Here is a 16,215-nt window from a genome sequence, read left to right as displayed (position 1 = left end):
GGTGGCTTAAATCATCCCGTCGATCGCGCCTTGAAGGATATATGCGGCCGCCAGCTTATCCACCAATTCCGCCCGCCGTGCGCGGCTCGCATCGGCCGCGAGAAGGGTACGGGTCACCGCCGCGGTGGACCAACGTTCGTCCCACAGAAGGATCGGCAGGCCGAGCGCGTCAAGATTGCGGGAGAAGGCGCGAACCGATTGGGTGCGGGGACTGTCGGTGCCGTCGAGGTTCAGCGGGAGGCCGACGACGACTCCCCTGATCGATTGGGCGGCGAAGAGATCCCGCATCTTAGCGGTATCGACCGTGAATTTCACACGCGCGATCGTCTCCGCGGGGCTCGCGATCGTCCAGCCGGCGTCGCAGATCGCGATGCCGATCGTCTTCGTGCCGACGTCCAGGCCGGCGAGGCGGCCCCGATCCGGCAGGCTTGCGCGAAAATCGGGGGCGGCGCTGTAGATCATCGCTTGAGGAAGCTCGCAGTGCGCGCCGCCGCGTCGGCACGGAGATTCGCCCAGAACAGGGCGTAATCGAACACATGATAATTGTTGCCGGGCATCACGTAGCGATCATAGCCCAAGGGCGGCTGTCCGATCATCAGCAGGCCGCTCTTGTCGCAGCGCGCGGGAACGGCAGAGGGCTTCAGATCGGCGCCCATGAAATCGGAGCGTGGGTACAGTGCACCAAGATTTGCCGATGGAAGGGCCGCGGTGTCGCGTGCGCCGGTGAGCGGGTTCACGCAGAGCATCTGGGTGCCCTTGCGAGGCTTACCGGTCAGGCCGGTGCCATCATCGAACAATTCATGAATCAGGCGCGGATCGGCGGGTTCGGCAAAGCTCTGCCACGAAATAATGCAATTGGGTTCGCCCGGACTGGAGCAGGCGGGCAGACCCATCGCCGGAATGTCGGCCTCGATCGAGATCGGCCAACCGACCAGATAAGCGGCGACGATCCTGTTGGCGATCGGCGTGCCGGCTATCCGCTCATGCATCAGCCGGATCAGGTGCAGTGTGCCCTGGCTATGGCCAGCCAGCAGAATCGGCCGCGAAGCCGGGATCTGGGCCAGGAAGGCCTCGAATGCGCGGAGCACATCCTGATAGGCGAAATCGATCGCGCGTTGGCCCTCGGGGCCCTTCGTCAGGAAAGCACCCAGCGTGGCCTGGCGATAGCGTGGCGCCCAAACCGCACCGACGCTGTTGAAGGCGCTGGCCTGGCTCGACGCGAAGACGCGCAACCAGCGGCGCGAATCGCTATCGTCGATCGGCGCGTTCCAGTTGCTCTTGCTGAAGTAGGTGGTGGGGGAGACATAGAAGACCGCGACCTCGGGCTGCCCCGCACGCGGATGTCCGTCCGGCGTCCAGCGCGAAGGATCGTCCGACAGATCGGGCCGCGACAGCCATCCCCCGGGGCTCATATAATCGGGCGCCGTTGTCGCGGGGGCCGGTTTGAAGGCGGTGCCCGGTACGAAGGCGAGGCGCATCAACTGATCCTGGAACAGATTCCAGCCGATCCCTGCAGCCAATGTCAGCATGATCAATCCCGCTATTATGTAGAGAAAACGGCGAGCCAGCAATGTGGGAACTCCGATTGTGCAGTGCAACATATTCGTTAGCCGGAGCAAGTGCGTAGCCCGCAATCGTGATGGCGTCCAATCATGGAGGACAGACGGTTAAAATCCCTTTGCCCGGCGGCGAAGCTTGAAGCGCGGTGCCGCCAATGCTAGCGGCACGGCCATGTCAGTCGATGCCGCAACCGTCCGCAAGATCGCCAGCCTCGCGCGCATCGCCGTTACCGACGGCGATGTCGAGGCGATGGTCCCCGAACTCAACAATATCCTTGGCTGGATCGAGCAATTGAGCGAGGTCGACACCGATGGTGTCGCGCCGCTCGCCGCCGTCATTCCCAACCATCAGCGCCTGCGCGACGATGTGGTGACCGATGGCAATGTTCGCGACAAGGTGCTCGCCAACGCTCCGCAGGCCGAACATGGCTTCTTCGCCGTGCCCAAGGTGATCGAATAATGGCTGATATTACCGATCTGGGCATCGCCGGGCTGCGCGACGGTTTTCGGGCCGGCGAATTTTCGGCACGCGAAGTCGCCGATGCGTTCAACGGCGCGGTCGCGGCGGGCAGGGTACTCAACGCCTTCATCGCCGAGACCCCCGACCATGCGATCGCGGCCGCCGAAGTCGCCGATCGCGCGCGGGCATCGGGCGAATTGCGGCCTTTGTCCGGCGTGCCTCTGGGCATCAAGGATCTGTTCTGCACCGCCGGCTACCAGACGACCGCCGCCAGCCACATGCTCGAAGGCTTCGTGCCGCAATATGAATCGACGGTGACCGCGCAATTGTTCGCGGCCGGCGCAGGCATGCTCGGCAAGCTCAACATGGATCAGTTCGCGATGGGATCGTCGAACGAGACCAGCGCGTTCGGCAATGTCATCTCGCCCTGGCGGGTGGCAGGCGGCAATGCGCCGCTGGCGCCGGGCGGTTCCTCGGGCGGCTCCTCGGCAGCGATTTCGGCGCGGCTCGTGCCGGCGGCCACCGGCACCGATACCGGCGGCTCGATCCGCCAGCCCGCGGCTTTCACCGGCATTTCGGGGATCAAGCCGACTTATGGCCGCTGCTCGCGCTTCGGCATCGTTGCCTTCGCCTCGTCTCTCGATCAGGCGGGCGCGATGGCGCATGACGTGCGCGACTGCGCGATCCTGCTCGAGGCGATGTCCGGTTTCGATCCGAAGGATTCGACCTCGCTTGATGTCTCCGTGCCCAAATGGGAATCAGGATTATCGAGCGATCTCAAGGGCAAGAAGATCGGTATTCCCAGGGAGTATCGGGTTGATGGCATGCCGGCGGAGATCGATGCGCTGTGGCAGAAGGGGATCGATTGCCTGCGCGACGCCGGCGCCGAGATCGTCGAGGTGTCGCTGCCGCATACCCATCATGCACTGGCGACCTATTATATCATCGCGCCGGCCGAAGCTTCGTCGAACCTCGCGCGCTATGATGGCGTGCGCTATGGTCTCCGCGAGTTGCCCGATGGTGCGAACCTGCAGGACATGTACGCCGCCACCCGCGCCGCCGGTTTCGGCGCTGAGGTCAAGCGCCGCATCCTGATCGGCACCTATGTGCTGTCGGCGGGCTTTTACGATGCTTATTATAACAAGGCCCAGAAGGTTCGAGCGCTGATCGCGCGCGATTTCGAAGACGCGTTCAGGCAGGTCGACGTGCTGCTGACGCCGACCGCGCCATCGGCGGCGTTCGCGCTCGGCGAAAAGAGCGCCGATCCGCTCGAAATGTATCTCAACGACGTGTTCACGGTGCCCGCCAGCATGGCCGGCCTACCGGCGATGTCGGTGCCGGGCGGGCTGGACTCGCGTGGGCTGCCGCTCGGCCTGCAGATCATCGGCCGGCCGCTCGACGAGCAGGGTGTTCTCAATGCGGGCCTCGCGATCGAGGAACGGGCGGGCTTCACGGCGCGGCCGGAAAAATGGTGGTAAGATGAGCAGCTATCGTATCCAGGGCGCTACGGGCGAGTGGGAGGTCGTGATCGGGCTGGAGGTCCACGCCCAGATCACCTCGAAGGCCAAGCTGTTCTCGGGCGCTTCGGCGACGTTTGGCGCCGAGCCCAACAGCAATGTCTCGCTGGTCGACGCGGCGATGCCCGGCATGCTGCCGGTGCCGAACCGCGAATGCATCCGCCAGGCGGTCAAGACCGGCATGGCGCTGGGCGCGCAGATCAACCGTTACTCGCGGTTCGATCGGAAGAACTATTTCTACGCCGATTTGCCGCAGGGCTATCAGATTTCGCAGCTCTATCACCCGATCGTGGGCGAGGGGGCGCTGATCATCGATGCCGATGAGAAGACCGGCATCGCCGAACCGAAGACGATCGGTATCGAGCGGCTCCATGTCGAGCAGGATGCCGGCAAGCTGATGCACGATCAGCACCCAACCCGATCCTATGTCGACCTCAATCGATCCGGCGTGGCGCTGATGGAGATCGTATCAAAGCCGGAGATGCGCTCTCCTGCTGAAGCAGGGGCTTATCTGAGAAAGCTTAGATCAATTCTGCGATATGTTGGCAGTTGCGACGGCAATATGGAAGAAGGATCCATGCGCGCCGACGTCAACGTTTCGGTGCGCAAGCCCGGTGATCCGTTCGGAACCCGTACCGAGACCAAGAACGTCAACTCGATCCGTTTCGTGATGGCCACGATCGAGACCGAGGCCAATCGCCAGGTCGACGTGATCGAGGCCGGTGGCCGGATCGTGCAGGAAACGCGGCTCTACGATCCTGATCGCAACGAGACGCGATCGATGCGGTCGAAGGAGGATGCGCACGATTATCGCTATTTCCCCGACCCGGATCTGCTCCCGCTCGAACTCGATGATGCGTTTCTGGCCGGTTGCGAGAGCGAGTTGCCCGAACTGCCCGATGCCAAGCGCGCCCGTTATGCGACGCTCGGTGTGCCAGCCTATAACGCGGCGGTGATCACGGCTGACGTCGAGACCGCACGCTGGTTTGAAGCGCTGGTGGAGGCCACCGGGAAGCCTGCGGTCGAAATTGCAAGAACGGCATCCAACTGGTTGATTTCCGATCTGTTCGGAGCGCTCAACCGACTCGGAAAGTCGATCGTCGATAGTCCGGTCAGCGCAGCGCAAGGTGCTGAGTTGCTGGCGCTTGTCGCCGACGGAACGCTGTCCGGCACGCTCGGCAAGCAGGTGTTCGAGATCATGTTGGAAACTGGGGACGGCCCGGCCAAGATCGTCGACGAACGCGGCTTGAAGCAGACCAGCGACACCGGCGCGATCGATGCGGCGATTGCCGAGATCATGGCCGCCAATGCCGACAAGGTTGCCGAATATCGCGGCGGCAAGGACAAATTGTTCGGCTTCTTCGTCGGCCAGACGATGAAGGCGATGGCCGGCAAGGCGAACCCTGGTGTCGTCAACGAACGGCTGAAAGCTGCGCTCGACTGAGAGGCAAGGGCGCTACCCATGACAAATCCTCCTCGGAACGGGGAGGGGGACCATCCGCAGGATGGTGGAGGGGCTTGCGGAACCGTCGGAATGCCCCTCCGTCAGCGCTTCCCGCTGCCACCTCCCCGAGCAAGCTCAGGGAGGAATAGGGCTGAATGATCGCTTGATTTCTCATTGGCTCCGAAGGATATTTTTCCTTTCGGGGGGGGGGGCGTTGCCGATTGGGCAGCGCGGGGAGGATTTCGGCATGATCTATGGCGACCCCGGAACGATTTTCTCGCTCGGCATCTATACGAACAGCAGCGTCGACAATTTCACCTTGTCGATTCCGTCCGGCCTGATCCTGGCCCGGCAGACGAACACACCGACGGCGCAGTCTTTCGCCGGCGATTTCAACTTCTCCGGTGCTACCGGTGTCGTCAGCCTGTCGGCCGGCCTGGCTTCGCCGGTGTCTCTGTCGGTCCTGGCCAATGATGGCGCGCCGACTTCCTTCGCTGGAGGCGTGCTGACCCTCAATTTCAATAGCTACCTCCGCTCGACCCCGGTCGGGCTCGATTTCGGCACCACTTCCGACCCGGGCACGACGGAAACGCCCCGTCGGCTGCGCTTTTCGTTTCGCGGCACGACTCCTGCCGGCAGCGCGATCCTGATGGAAATGTTCGCCTGGAACCGGGGGCGGATGTATTTGAACGGGCATTGGGACAGCGGGCGGCTCGAAGTCGGCATCATGCGTGGCGATCAGCTCCAATCTTTTCTCAGCAGCGGCCGGCGCACCGTCGGGACCGAGCAATTGCTCGAGGTCGAATATGTGGACAATATTGGTGGTCCGGGTGGGGCGCTGACCTTCTACATCGATGGCCAGAATGCCGGCGGCCCGTTCACGACGACGATCAAGCCGCGCATTCCCGCCGACGTAAGCATCTATGTCAATGCATCGCTCGATAATGCCAGCAATTCGGTGAACGGATTGCAGGTGCGCGAACTCATGATCAGCTATGACGGTCTGGTCAATCAGGTCAGCTATACGCCGGTATCGAGCGGGTCGATCAGCCGCGGCGATCTCGAGGCCCTGGTCGTCGATGCCCGTTCGGTGACGGCGCCGCAACCGCCCATGACCCTGTCCTATCAGGCCGATGGCGGGACGGTGACGACGCTCGATGTCACCATCGGTCCGCTGACCGTGCCGGCGGGCCAGGCCTATAAGGCAGTATTGTTCGACTGGTCGGGCGGGAGTGGCGTGCGTCATCCCAACGAACTGGTGATGACCCGCATCGTTGCCCAAAATTGCTGTTTTCAGGACAGCAAGCTCTATGGCGCGCAGTCGCCGTGGATCGAGTGCCTGCCGCAGGGGCCCGTGCCCAATATCGCCGGCATCAATTATTATTGCGAGGCGGTCCGGACTGACGATTATGTGCAGTTCCAGTTTGGCTATGACTGGGACACGGCCACAATGCCGGCGAACCCGTTCGGCGATCCCAGCGGCAAGCACAGCTATATGGTGCCGCACAAATGGCTGATCTACGACAGTGCCAACACCTTGCTGGCGACGATCGAGACGCCGGATCGCAAGCCGTTGAACGGTGACGACAAGCCGGCGCTGTTTTCGGGGAGCTATGACGGCCGGGGCTGTGCGATCACCAGCACCACCGACAAATGGTATCCGCATGGCACTGTTCGGGCGGGGATCATCTGGCGCAACCACGATCCCGTCCAGCATGACGCAACGACGATCAAGGCGACGGTGCCGCTGCTCGATCTGACCGTGCCTTATGGCAGCCATACCGATTTCTCGGTCAATGGCTTCGATCTGCGCATCTATGCGGGTGGCGCCGGCAATGACGGGCAGGCGAACGGCTTCGGCAATACGCGCATGATGAACTGGGATCAGTCCGATTATGCGACGATGCTGACCAAGGTGAACGTCACCAGCGATCCGTATAAGGCATCGCTATATTCCGCCAATTCGCTGACCGCCAATGCGGCGACATGGCTGCGTTACACACCGTTCAACGTACAGGGCCGATCGCCCGTCACCGGCCCGGGGGGCTTGCGCGACGATCGGCAAATCATGCCCGAAATGGTCGTGAATTTCGCCAATACCGCGGATATCCTGCGCGTGCGCCCGCATGATCGCCGCCCCTATCGCGATATCAGCCTGGCTGTGCTGACCGGCTATGTCTCCGATCCGATCCATTGCTTCGAGCAGGGACGCAACGTGCCGTTGTTCAAGGGCAATGCCCGCCGGCCGATCGTGATGCGCAACCATTATTATGGGCAGGGCAATATGAATGTGCCCGAGACCCAGGCGTATTATGTGCAGGGCGGGCGGCTGAGCGATCTGGCCACCAATGTCAGCCCGCTGCGCGTCAACGCGCCATATGCCGGCGATACGCCCACCACGCCCTATTTCGGCACCGCCCAGATCGACAAATCGCATGCCCACCAGTTTCCGGGCTGGGGCAGCATATTGTTCAAGACGCCGGAATTCGCCTTTCTCGGGCACAAGTTCTGGGACCAGAACCGGCTCTACACGAACAATGTCATCGGCGACGATTATGCGGGGCTCTGGAGCATTCGTGACGGTGCCTGGGCGTTCATGCACACTGCGCTGGCATGGAAGACAGCAAGTGCCAATTCTACCCGCCTGTATAGCCGCGCCGAGGTGATGGATTTCATCGTCTATGACTTCGAATATTTCTACAACAAGCATTATGCGGCGACACCGGGCTTCCTCAACCCGCCGACCAATGTGATCGTCAACGGCAATATCAGCGACGTCCTGGCCTGCTACGCCGCCGCGCCGCTGTTCGGCGTATGTACGCCGAGCGGCGTGGAGGTGAACCAGCAGGATTTCCAGATCGGCTACTGGCTGACCGCGCTGGCCGCGGCGGAGAAGCTGGGTTTCAACGCGGCGCTGCGGCAGGCATCGGCGAAAGCGAGCGCAGTGCTGGATTGGATGATCGCCATGCACCGCAAGCGTGTCATCGGACGCCTCGTAACTGTGCCCAACCTGAACCCCTCGAATGGCATCCCTTACGTGACGATGATCTGGTCGCAGGCCCAGATTCTGGCCGCGAATGGCAATGTTGCCGCCCTGCCGCAGACCTATGCGGCGCTCGCCGCCGCTGCGGGGCAAAGCACCGATTGGGACACATATGTGTTCGAAGGGCAGACGTTGAGCCGCGACGGACAGGCGATGGACCAGCTTCTCGCCGCCCCCTCGATGTTGCGATACATGCTCAATCAGACGGGCAGCGACATCAACGCGGCCCAGACCACCGCCACCAATCGCCGCAATGCGAAGAAGGCCTCCGAACTCGCCAAGGGCGTGGATGCCGGCAGCGGATGGTTCTGGTATTTGCAGGCATCGCACAATCCGGCGAAATCGGTGCAATCGTGATCAATTCATGGGAAACTACATCGGGCGCGCCCTTGCCCTTCCTCCACACCCTGTTATAGAGCCCGCCGACCGACGGTCCTGTTTGCGGGCGTGGCGGAACTGGTAGACGCGCCAGATTTAGGTTCTGGTATCGCAAGATGTGGGGGTTCGAGTCCCTTCGCCCGCACCAGCTTCGCCATTATGCGCGCGGAGCGGGCCGCCAAAGTGATTCTTGGATAGATAGAGGTTGGTGAGACCCATGCAGACTGTCGAAACGCTCAATGAGGGCCTCAAGCGCGCTTACACGCTGACGATCCCCGCCAACGATGTCGCCGCGCGCGTCGATGCCGAGATCAAGGCGGTCGCGCCGCAGATCAAGATGCCCGGTTTCCGCCCCGGCAAGGTGCCGGTAAACCTCGTCCGCAAGATGCACGGCCCCGCGATCGAGCAGGACGCGCTCAACAAGGCGGTGCAGGAAGGCGTGCAGCTGCTGCTCGTCGAGCAGAAGCTGCGTCCGGCCATGCAGCCTTCGATCGAACTCGATGAAGGTTATGAATCGGGCAAGGATGTCGCGCTCAAGGTTGAGCTCGAAGTGCTGCCCGATGTGCCGGCACCGGCGATCGACGCCCTCACGCTCGAGCGTCTGACCGTCGAAGCCCCCGAGTCAGAGGTCGACAGCGCGATGTTGCGCATCGCCGGCCAGCAGAAGAGCTATGACGACGCGATGGAAGGCCATCCCGCGGTCGAGGGCGATCTGGTGATCCTCGACTTCGTCGGCAAGTCCGATGGCGTCGCCTTCGAGGGCGGCACCGGCGAAGGCATGTCGGTCGAAATCGGCTCCGGCCGTCTGATCCCCGGCTTTGAGGATCAGCTGATCGGGATCAAGAAAGGCGAGGAGCGTCAGCTCAAGGTTACCTTCCCGGCCGATTATGGCGAGAAATCGCTGGCCGGAAAGGATGCGACCTTCGACGTGACCGCCACCGACGTGCGCGTCCCCAAGGAAGCCGTCGCCGACGAGGAATTCGCCAAGTCGCTCGGCCTCGAAAGCCTCGAGCAGCTGCGCGGGCTGATCAAGGGTCAGCTCGAGCAGGAGCTCAACGGCCTCACCCGCACCCATATGAAGCGCAAGCTGCTCGATCAGCTCGCCGCGTCGCACGACTTTCCGGTGCCGCCGTCGATGGTCGAGGCCGAGTTCAGCCAGATCTGGGCGCAGCTTGAGCATGAAGCCGGGCAGGAAGCCGATCCCGAGGCCGCCCGCGCCGAGATGGAGAGTGACCGGGACGATTATCACAAGATCGCCGAGCGCCGCGTTCGCCTTGGCCTGCTGCTCTCCGAGATCGGGCGGCAGAACGGCGTAGAGGTCAGCCAGCAGGAAATGGGGCGGCTCGTGGCGCAGGCAGCCCAGCAATATAATCCCAAGGATCGCGACCGGTTTGTCCAGTATGTTCAGCAGGATCCGATGGCAGCCGCTCAGCTGCGCGCCCCGCTCTATGAGGACAAGGTCGTGGATTTCCTGTTCGGCAAGGCAGAAATCACCGATCGTGCGGTGAGCCGCGAGGAGCTGGAAGCTGCGATCGAGGCCGATGACGACAATCTTGGCAAGGGCCATGTCCATGGGCCGGATTGCGGCCACGACCACGGGCACGATCATGGCCATGTGCACGGCCCCGACTGCGATCACGGACATGACCATGCGGAAGCAGCGGCCAAGCCGAAAAAGGCTGCACCGAAGAAGGTGAAGGCTGAAGAACCCGCGACCGAAACGGTGACGGAAGACGCGGCCCCCGCGAAAAAGGCGAAGAAGGCCAAGGCCGAAGTTGCCGATGCAGCCGAAGGCGAAGCCTCGCCGGCGCCGAAGAAAGCCGCAAAGAAGGTCGCCGCCGACTAACAGTGCGCCATCGTTACAAAGTGGGCCCGTGGCGAGATGTCGCTGCGGGCCTTTTTGTTCGATGAGGCGGGCGTCGGCGGTCAGCCCGCTTGCGGGCGATCCCGCGGGAGCAAAGCGATCGCATACAGGCCAAAGCCGCTGGCGATCGTCCAGGTGAACATGCGGTCCATGAACCAGGCGTGGACGATCATATGCTCGCGGAACACCGCGATCCAAAGCAGGATCACGGCGTTGGACAGCAGCAGCAAGCGGGCGCGGGTGCGGGCGTCACGATCTCCGCGTTTATGCAACCGCGTAGCGCCCCATGCGCCGGCTCCGATCGCCAGAGCGATCATCAGCCCGTTCATCAGCAGCAAGCCCGTGCCCAGCGAATCGAATCCTTTGACGATCGCCTTGGCAAAGCGGATCGGCCCCAGATCTTCGGCCACGGCACCGGGGACACCGAGCCGCACGCCCAGATAATGAAGTGATTCCCAAAGCGATTCGAGCCCGAACACCCATATTGCCAGCAGGATCTTCAACAGGATGCAGGTGGTCACCGCCGCACAGAAAGCCGTCAATGCTTCGATGACGCAGGCCTGCGTATCGGCTTCGACGTCGCTGCGCAGCGCGAACGGAAGACCCCCGACGATCAGCGCGAGGCCGAGCGGGATGCCGCCGGTCAGGAATTCGAACGCCATCGTCGCGGCCCCGAAAAGGCCAGCACTGACGATGGCGGTGCTGCGTCCGATGCCACCGCGAAGTGACGCCAGTGCCAGAAACAGCATATAGGCGAGCAGCACGAAGTCCGATGGGGCATGTCCGAGCGACTGCCCATAGGATTCAAGCCCAAACCAGCGGGAGAATGCCAGGAACGCGATCAGCCAGAACAGATGCTGTACGCGCCGCGCGCCGCCGCGCGCGAGACCGATCATTGCCGCGGCGAGGCCGGCTGTCACCACGATGGTGATCAGTCCGAAATAGAGATGCCTGATGGCTGCAACCGAAAGATGCGGGAGCAGGTAGCGCGCCAGCATTGTCTGGCCATGAATGTAGCGGTGATAATATTGCAGCCGGGGTGCGAGTGGCTGTCCGTCGACCACCCGGCGCAGATCGCGGCACATCCCGAGCGAATTGCCGTTGTCAAAGGGCCATTGGAGCGGGCTCACCATCATCTGCGCGGGGGTGCCGCGCTGATCGATGCTCATGTCCAGGATCAGGCAATCGTTGAACTGATGGCGGCCGATGTCGGTGTTGCCCGGCAGCCAGTCGACATCCTGCAGCGTGCCCGCGGCGAAAGCATCGCGGATCGCCTGCCGTGCGGTGGGCAGATTGCGATCGAGGCTGGCATAGTTGAGGGCGCAGAAGGCCGAGAACAACGCCGCTGCGACCAGGACGCCGATCAGCGCGGCACCGGCCGCGTTTCGGGCGACGCGGTGAAGATATTGTCTTTGCATAGCCGGTTGATCCCCCATTTCAGGGGGTGTGGCAAGGATCGCCTACGCAACGATTCACCCGGGGGCGGCCCATCGGTGAAGAGGAAAATGGCCGCATCTATGCGGCGTGCTGGGGAAGTCGCCGTGTCGCATCGCCATCCCCCCTTGAACTCGTGCCAGCAAAGGCCGATGTTGGGTTCGTGATTAGAGGGCACAAGGACCATATTTCCCATGCAAAATCCGTTTGAGACTGGCCGGTTCACCGATGGGCTGGTGCCGATCGTCATCGAACAGTCGACCCGCGGCGAACGTAGTTTCGACATTTTTTCGCGTTTGTTGCGCGAGCGGATCATCTTCGTCACCGGGCAGGTCGAAGATCATATGGCGTCGCTGATCACCGCCCAGTTGTTGTTCCTGGAATCGGAAAATCCGAAGAAGGACATCTTCATGTATATCAATTCGCCGGGCGGCGTGGTGACGGCGGGCCTCGCGATCCACGATACGATGCAATATATCCGCCCGCGTGTCGGCACGGTGTGCATCGGGCAGGCGGCCTCCATGGGTAGCTTCCTGCTCGCGGCGGGTGAACCCGGCATGCGGGTGGCGCTGACCAACAGCCGCATCATGATCCATCAGCCTTCGGGCGGCGCGCAAGGTATGGCGTCCGATATCGAGATCCAGGCCAAAGAAATCTTGCGCATGCGGCATCGGCTGAATTCGCTTTACGCAAAATATACCGGCAAGACGTTAGAAGCGATCGAGACCGCGATGGACCGTGACAAGTTCCTCGAGGCTGATGAAGCGAAGGAATTCGGGATCATCGACGAAGTGTTCGACAAGCGGCCGAGCCCCGCTGATGAGGCTATGGCGGCTTGATCTTTCTCCGCCGCCGCGATGGATTTGCCATTGCGGCAGCGGAGAAGCGGGGTTTAGGATGTCCCATACCGAAACGGCCGACGTATGGCCCATAGGATGAGTTTATGACGAAACTGACCGGCGGCGACTCCAAGAGCACGCTCTATTGCTCCTTCTGCGGGAAATCGCAGCATGAGGTTCGCAAGCTTATCGCCGGACCGACTGTGTTCATCTGCGATGAATGCGTCGAACTGTGCAACGACATCATCCGTGAAGAGACCAAGGGCGCACTCGTCAGCAAGAAGGATGGTGGCGTCCCCACGCCGCTGGAAATCTGCAACGTCCTCGACGATTATGTGATCGGCCAGTTCAAGGCCAAGCGCGTGCTGTCGGTGGCGGTTCACAACCACTACAAGCGGCTCAACCACGGTGCCAAGGGCGCCGACGTCGAGCTGGCCAAGTCGAACATCCTGCTCGTTGGCCCTACCGGTTGCGGCAAGACGCTTCTCGCGCAGACCCTCGCGCGCATCCTCGACGTGCCGTTCACGATGGCCGATGCCACGACGCTCACCGAGGCAGGCTATGTCGGTGAGGATGTCGAGAACATCATCCTCAAGCTGCTCCAGGCATCGGATTACAATGTCGAGCGGGCGCAGCGTGGCATCGTCTATATCGACGAGATCGACAAGATCAGCCGCAAGGCCGACAACCCCTCGATCACGCGCGACGTATCGGGCGAGGGCGTGCAGCAGGCTCTGCTCAAGTTGATGGAAGGCACCACCGCCAGCGTTCCTCCGCAGGGTGGCCGCAAGCATCCGCAGCAGGAATTTTTGCAGGTCGACACGACGAACATCCTGTTCATCTGCGGCGGCGCCTTTGCGGGGCTGGAAAAGATCATCGGTGATCGCCTGCAGGGCAAGTCGATCGGCTTCGGCGCATTCGTCGCGGGGCCTGATGAGCGTCGTACCGGCGAAACCCTGCAGCAGTGCGAGCCCGAGGATCTGCTGAAATTCGGCCTGATCCCCGAATTCGTCGGCCGTCTGCCGGTGATCGCGACGCTGATGGATCTCGACGAGCCGGCTTTGGTCAAGATTCTCGGCGAACCGAAGAATGCCCTGGTCAAGCAGTATCAGAAGCTGTTCGAGATGGAGGGCGTCAAGCTCGGTTTCACGGACGATGCGCTGGTGGCAATTGCGCGCCGCGCGATCACCCGCAAGACCGGCGCGCGCGGCCTTCGCTCGATCCTCGAAGGCATGCTACTCGACACGATGTTCGATCTGCCGTCGATGGATGGCGTCGACGAGATCATGATCGACAAGGATGTCGTTGAGGGCCGCAAGGATCCGGTGCGCGTCTTTGCGAAGAAGGCCAAGGAGAAGGCGGGCGACGCCGCCTGATCGGCTTCAGACGACAGAAGATGGAAACAGGCCGCGCGGGCAACCGCGTGGCCTTTTTCATATCACAGCGTCACGTCGCATGCTGAACCAAAATCGGGTCCACGGCGCCGATCCTGCATCAAACCGCGAAAAGCTTGGTGAACATGGCTGGACAGCCGATCATAAAAATGATCTGTTTCGGATATAAGTCATCGGAGGGGATGTTGCACGGCAGGGGGTACTGCAGTGAACGATCTCGCCCAACGACTTTCCTGGTTCAAGTCCAGCATCCTTCCACATCAGGGCGCTTTGCGGGCACGGCTTCGGCGCATGCTGTCGGCAGATGCCGATCTTGACGATATCGTTTCGGAGAGTCTCGCGCGCGCTTATGCTGCCGATGACTGGGCGCGTATATCCAACGGTAAGCATTATCTGTTCCGCATCGCGCGCAATATCCTGATCGATGATGCGCGGCGTAACGCCGTGGTTTCATTCGATTATGTCGCTGATATCGAGAGCCTGCAGGTCGATTGTTCCACCGAGATGGGTTTGAGTGCCCGCGATGAATTGCGGCACGTCCAGCACGCGATCGATGGCTTGCCTCCACAATGCCGTCGTGTATTTCTCCGCCGCCGTGTCCACGAACTTTCGCTCGGGGAGATAGCGGGAGAGATGGGCTTGTCCGTCTCTACGGTAGAGAAGCATCTCGCCAAGGCGGTCATGCTTCTGGCAAAGGCTATGTCGGAGATCGAGGAGTGCAGCTTTGAGCGCGAAAGACGAGGCTCAGAGCGATCGGCTGACGCTGGTCGAGGAGGCGGCATCTCGCTTCGCTAGGCTCCATAGCGACGCCTCCGCAGTCGAACGCGATGCTATAGCGGCCTGGATCGCTAGCGACCCGCGCCATGCTGTGGCATTTGCCCGACTCGAAGCCGCCTGGGAAGCGGCCGAACGGCTCAAGGGCATGCCGCGTGGTTTCGACACGGAAGCGCCGGATAATATCGATCTCGCGGGTTCCGAAGAGCCGGTCGCGACCGAGTTTGGACGCCGTCGGTTGCTCGCCGGCGGTCTGGCGGCAGCGGCGGTTGCTACCTTGTCCGCGCCGATTATCTACTCGCTGCTCAAGGAGCATAGTCGCTACGTTACGCGAAGAGGCGAGCGAAAGACGGTAGCCCTGCCCGATGGATCAACGTTGGTTCTCAACACCGCATCGCAAGTCTCGGTGGCATTCGACAAAGGGCAGCGCTTAATTCGCCTGTTCGAGGGCGAGGCATTGTTCGACGTCGCGCATGATCCAAGCCGGCCGTTCGTCGTAGCTGTCAACTCGACCCGTTTTCGTGCGATTGGCACCGCGTTCAACATCCGCCTGCGCAGGGACATCGTCGAACTGACCGTGACCGATGGTATCGTGGGGGTGCGTGACGGGGATCATGGCGACACCGGCGATCATGGCGCGCAGGTCGTGGCAGGGCGGGGGGCCGTCGTGCGCAAGGGGACGATCGCGGTCACGCCGCTCGATCGCGGATCGCTCGATCAGCGCGTGGCATGGCGCGACGGTGTGATCGCGCTCGATGGCGATACGATTGAACAGGCCGTCGACGAGTTCAATCGCTATCGCGACCATCCGATGGTGATTGGCGATCCGCGGATCGGATCTTTGCGCGTGGGCGGTCGATTCGAAGTCCGCGAGTCGGAGCGCTTCCTGGCGGCGCTCCAGCGGAGCTTCCCGATCCGTGCTCTGCCCGGGGCCGATCAGTCGATCCTGCTGGTCTATGACGAATGAGGTTGTGGTCGTGCTGAACCATCGCCTTGCAACGCTGAACGATATCGATGCGATTGGCGCGGTTATGGATTTGGCGATCGGGCAGCTTCAGCAGGGCTTTCTGACCCCGGCCGAAATTGAAGCGAGCCGCGCGCATATGGGCCTGGACAGCCAGTTGATCCGGGACGAGACCTATTTCCTGGTCGAACTTGACGGAAGGGTGGCCGGCTGTGGTGGCTGGAGCGCGCGCGCAACCCTGTTCGGCGGCGACGCGAGTGGCGGTCGCGACGCAGCGATGCTTGATCCCGCACGGGATCCGGCACGAATCCGCGCCATGTACACGCATCCCGATTTTGTTCGCCGCGGGGTAGGGCGGTACATAATCGGCCTGTGCGAAGCAGCGGCAAGGGCGGCGGGTTTTCGCAGGGCCGAAATGGCCGCCACCATGGCCGGCGTTCCGCTCTATCAGGTGTGTGGTTACTCGGTCATCGAGCCGTTCGAGGCGGTGGCGCCCGGCGGCATCCCGGTTCCGCTTATCCGCATGGGCAAGGCATTGTGAGCCA

The 16,215-nt window shown here is 62.2% G+C and carries 13 protein-coding genes and 1 tRNA gene; 11 read left to right on the top strand and 3 right to left on the bottom strand.

The features are described from left to right. Positions 1 to 6: 6 nt before the first annotated feature. Together ruvX and BLS13_RS06380 are read right to left on the bottom strand one after the other, a co-directional pair. Entirely contained in the window at positions 7 to 462 is a 456-nt protein-coding gene (gene ruvX, locus BLS13_RS06385; protein ID WP_093450757.1) for a Holliday junction resolvase RuvX, read from the bottom strand. Then, positions 459 to 1,529 carry a DUF3089 domain-containing protein gene (locus BLS13_RS06380; protein ID WP_256325737.1) on the bottom strand — a complete coding sequence of 357 codons (1,071 nt, stop codon included), beginning with the start codon at positions 1,527 to 1,529 and terminating at the stop codon, positions 459 to 461. Before BLS13_RS06380 ends, ruvX begins: the two co-directional genes overlap by 4 nt. A 202-nt stretch (positions 1,530 to 1,731) precedes the next feature. Here BLS13_RS06380 and gatC point away from each other — a divergent pair, with 202 nt between their 5' ends. The 6 genes from gatC (at position 1,732) to tig (ending at position 10,247) form a co-directional block, all read left to right on the top strand. Next, entirely contained in the window at positions 1,732 to 2,019 is a 288-nt protein-coding gene (gene gatC, locus BLS13_RS06375; RefSeq protein WP_037526085.1) for an Asp-tRNA(Asn)/Glu-tRNA(Gln) amidotransferase subunit GatC, read from the top strand. After that, positions 2,019 to 3,497: an Asp-tRNA(Asn)/Glu-tRNA(Gln) amidotransferase subunit GatA gene (gene gatA / locus BLS13_RS06370; RefSeq protein WP_093450754.1), complete on the top strand. Its 1,479-nt coding sequence runs from the start codon at positions 2,019 to 2,021 to the stop codon at positions 3,495 to 3,497. Before gatC ends, gatA begins: the two co-directional genes overlap by 1 nt. A 1-nt stretch (position 3,498) precedes the next feature. Further along, positions 3,499 to 4,980 carry an Asp-tRNA(Asn)/Glu-tRNA(Gln) amidotransferase subunit GatB gene (gatB, locus tag BLS13_RS06365; protein ID WP_093450752.1) on the top strand — a complete coding sequence of 494 codons (1,482 nt, stop codon included), beginning with the start codon at positions 3,499 to 3,501 and terminating at the stop codon, positions 4,978 to 4,980. Positions 4,981 to 5,227: 247 nt separating this feature from the next. Continuing rightward, positions 5,228 to 8,380: a hypothetical protein gene (locus BLS13_RS06360; protein ID WP_093450751.1), complete on the top strand. Its 3,153-nt coding sequence runs from the start codon at positions 5,228 to 5,230 to the stop codon at positions 8,378 to 8,380. Positions 8,381 to 8,464: 84 nt separating this feature from the next. After that, positions 8,465 to 8,549, top strand: a tRNA-Leu gene (locus tag BLS13_RS06355). Positions 8,550 to 8,618: 69 nt separating this feature from the next. Next, positions 8,619 to 10,247 (top strand): trigger factor, encoded by a 1,629-nt coding sequence (tig, locus tag BLS13_RS06350; RefSeq protein WP_093450750.1) that lies wholly within the window; start codon positions 8,619 to 8,621, stop codon positions 10,245 to 10,247. 80 nt (positions 10,248 to 10,327) lie between these two features. On the opposite strand, the gene BLS13_RS06345 is transcribed toward tig, so the two are convergent. Next, a complete protein-coding gene (locus BLS13_RS06345; protein ID WP_093450748.1) occupies positions 10,328 to 11,683 on the bottom strand; it encodes a hypothetical protein in 1,356 nt (451 codons plus the stop codon). Between the two features lie 210 nt (positions 11,684 to 11,893). On the opposite strand from BLS13_RS06345, the gene BLS13_RS06340 reads away from it, so the two are divergent. The 5 genes from BLS13_RS06340 (at position 11,894) to BLS13_RS06320 (ending at position 16,211) form a co-directional block, all read left to right on the top strand. Beyond that, positions 11,894 to 12,538 (top strand): ATP-dependent Clp protease proteolytic subunit, encoded by a 645-nt coding sequence (locus BLS13_RS06340; protein WP_037525988.1) that lies wholly within the window; start codon positions 11,894 to 11,896, stop codon positions 12,536 to 12,538. A gap of 104 nt (positions 12,539 to 12,642) precedes the next feature. Continuing rightward, positions 12,643 to 13,914 carry an ATP-dependent Clp protease ATP-binding subunit ClpX gene (gene clpX, locus BLS13_RS06335; RefSeq protein ID WP_093450747.1) on the top strand — a complete coding sequence of 424 codons (1,272 nt, stop codon included), beginning with the start codon at positions 12,643 to 12,645 and terminating at the stop codon, positions 13,912 to 13,914. A gap of 225 nt (positions 13,915 to 14,139) precedes the next feature. Further along, positions 14,140 to 14,727: an RNA polymerase sigma factor gene (locus BLS13_RS06330; protein ID WP_093450745.1), complete on the top strand. Its 588-nt coding sequence runs from the start codon at positions 14,140 to 14,142 to the stop codon at positions 14,725 to 14,727. Further along, on the top strand, positions 14,657 to 15,673 hold the full coding sequence (locus BLS13_RS06325; RefSeq protein WP_256325736.1) for a FecR family protein: 1,017 nt from the start codon (positions 14,657 to 14,659) through the stop codon (positions 15,671 to 15,673). Before BLS13_RS06330 ends, BLS13_RS06325 begins: the two co-directional genes overlap by 71 nt. Next, complete coding sequence (locus BLS13_RS06320) at positions 15,663 to 16,211, top strand: GNAT family N-acetyltransferase (RefSeq protein ID WP_093450744.1); 549 nt, start codon at positions 15,663 to 15,665, stop codon at positions 16,209 to 16,211. The genes BLS13_RS06325 and BLS13_RS06320 overlap by 11 nt, the downstream gene beginning before the upstream one ends. Positions 16,212 to 16,215 lie beyond the last annotated feature (4 nt).

The sequence above is a fragment of the Sphingomonas sp. YR710 genome (assembly GCF_900101455.1).
Taxonomy (GTDB): domain Bacteria; phylum Pseudomonadota; class Alphaproteobacteria; order Sphingomonadales; family Sphingomonadaceae; genus Rhizorhabdus.
This window is presented reverse-complemented; position numbering and strand designations above follow the sequence as displayed.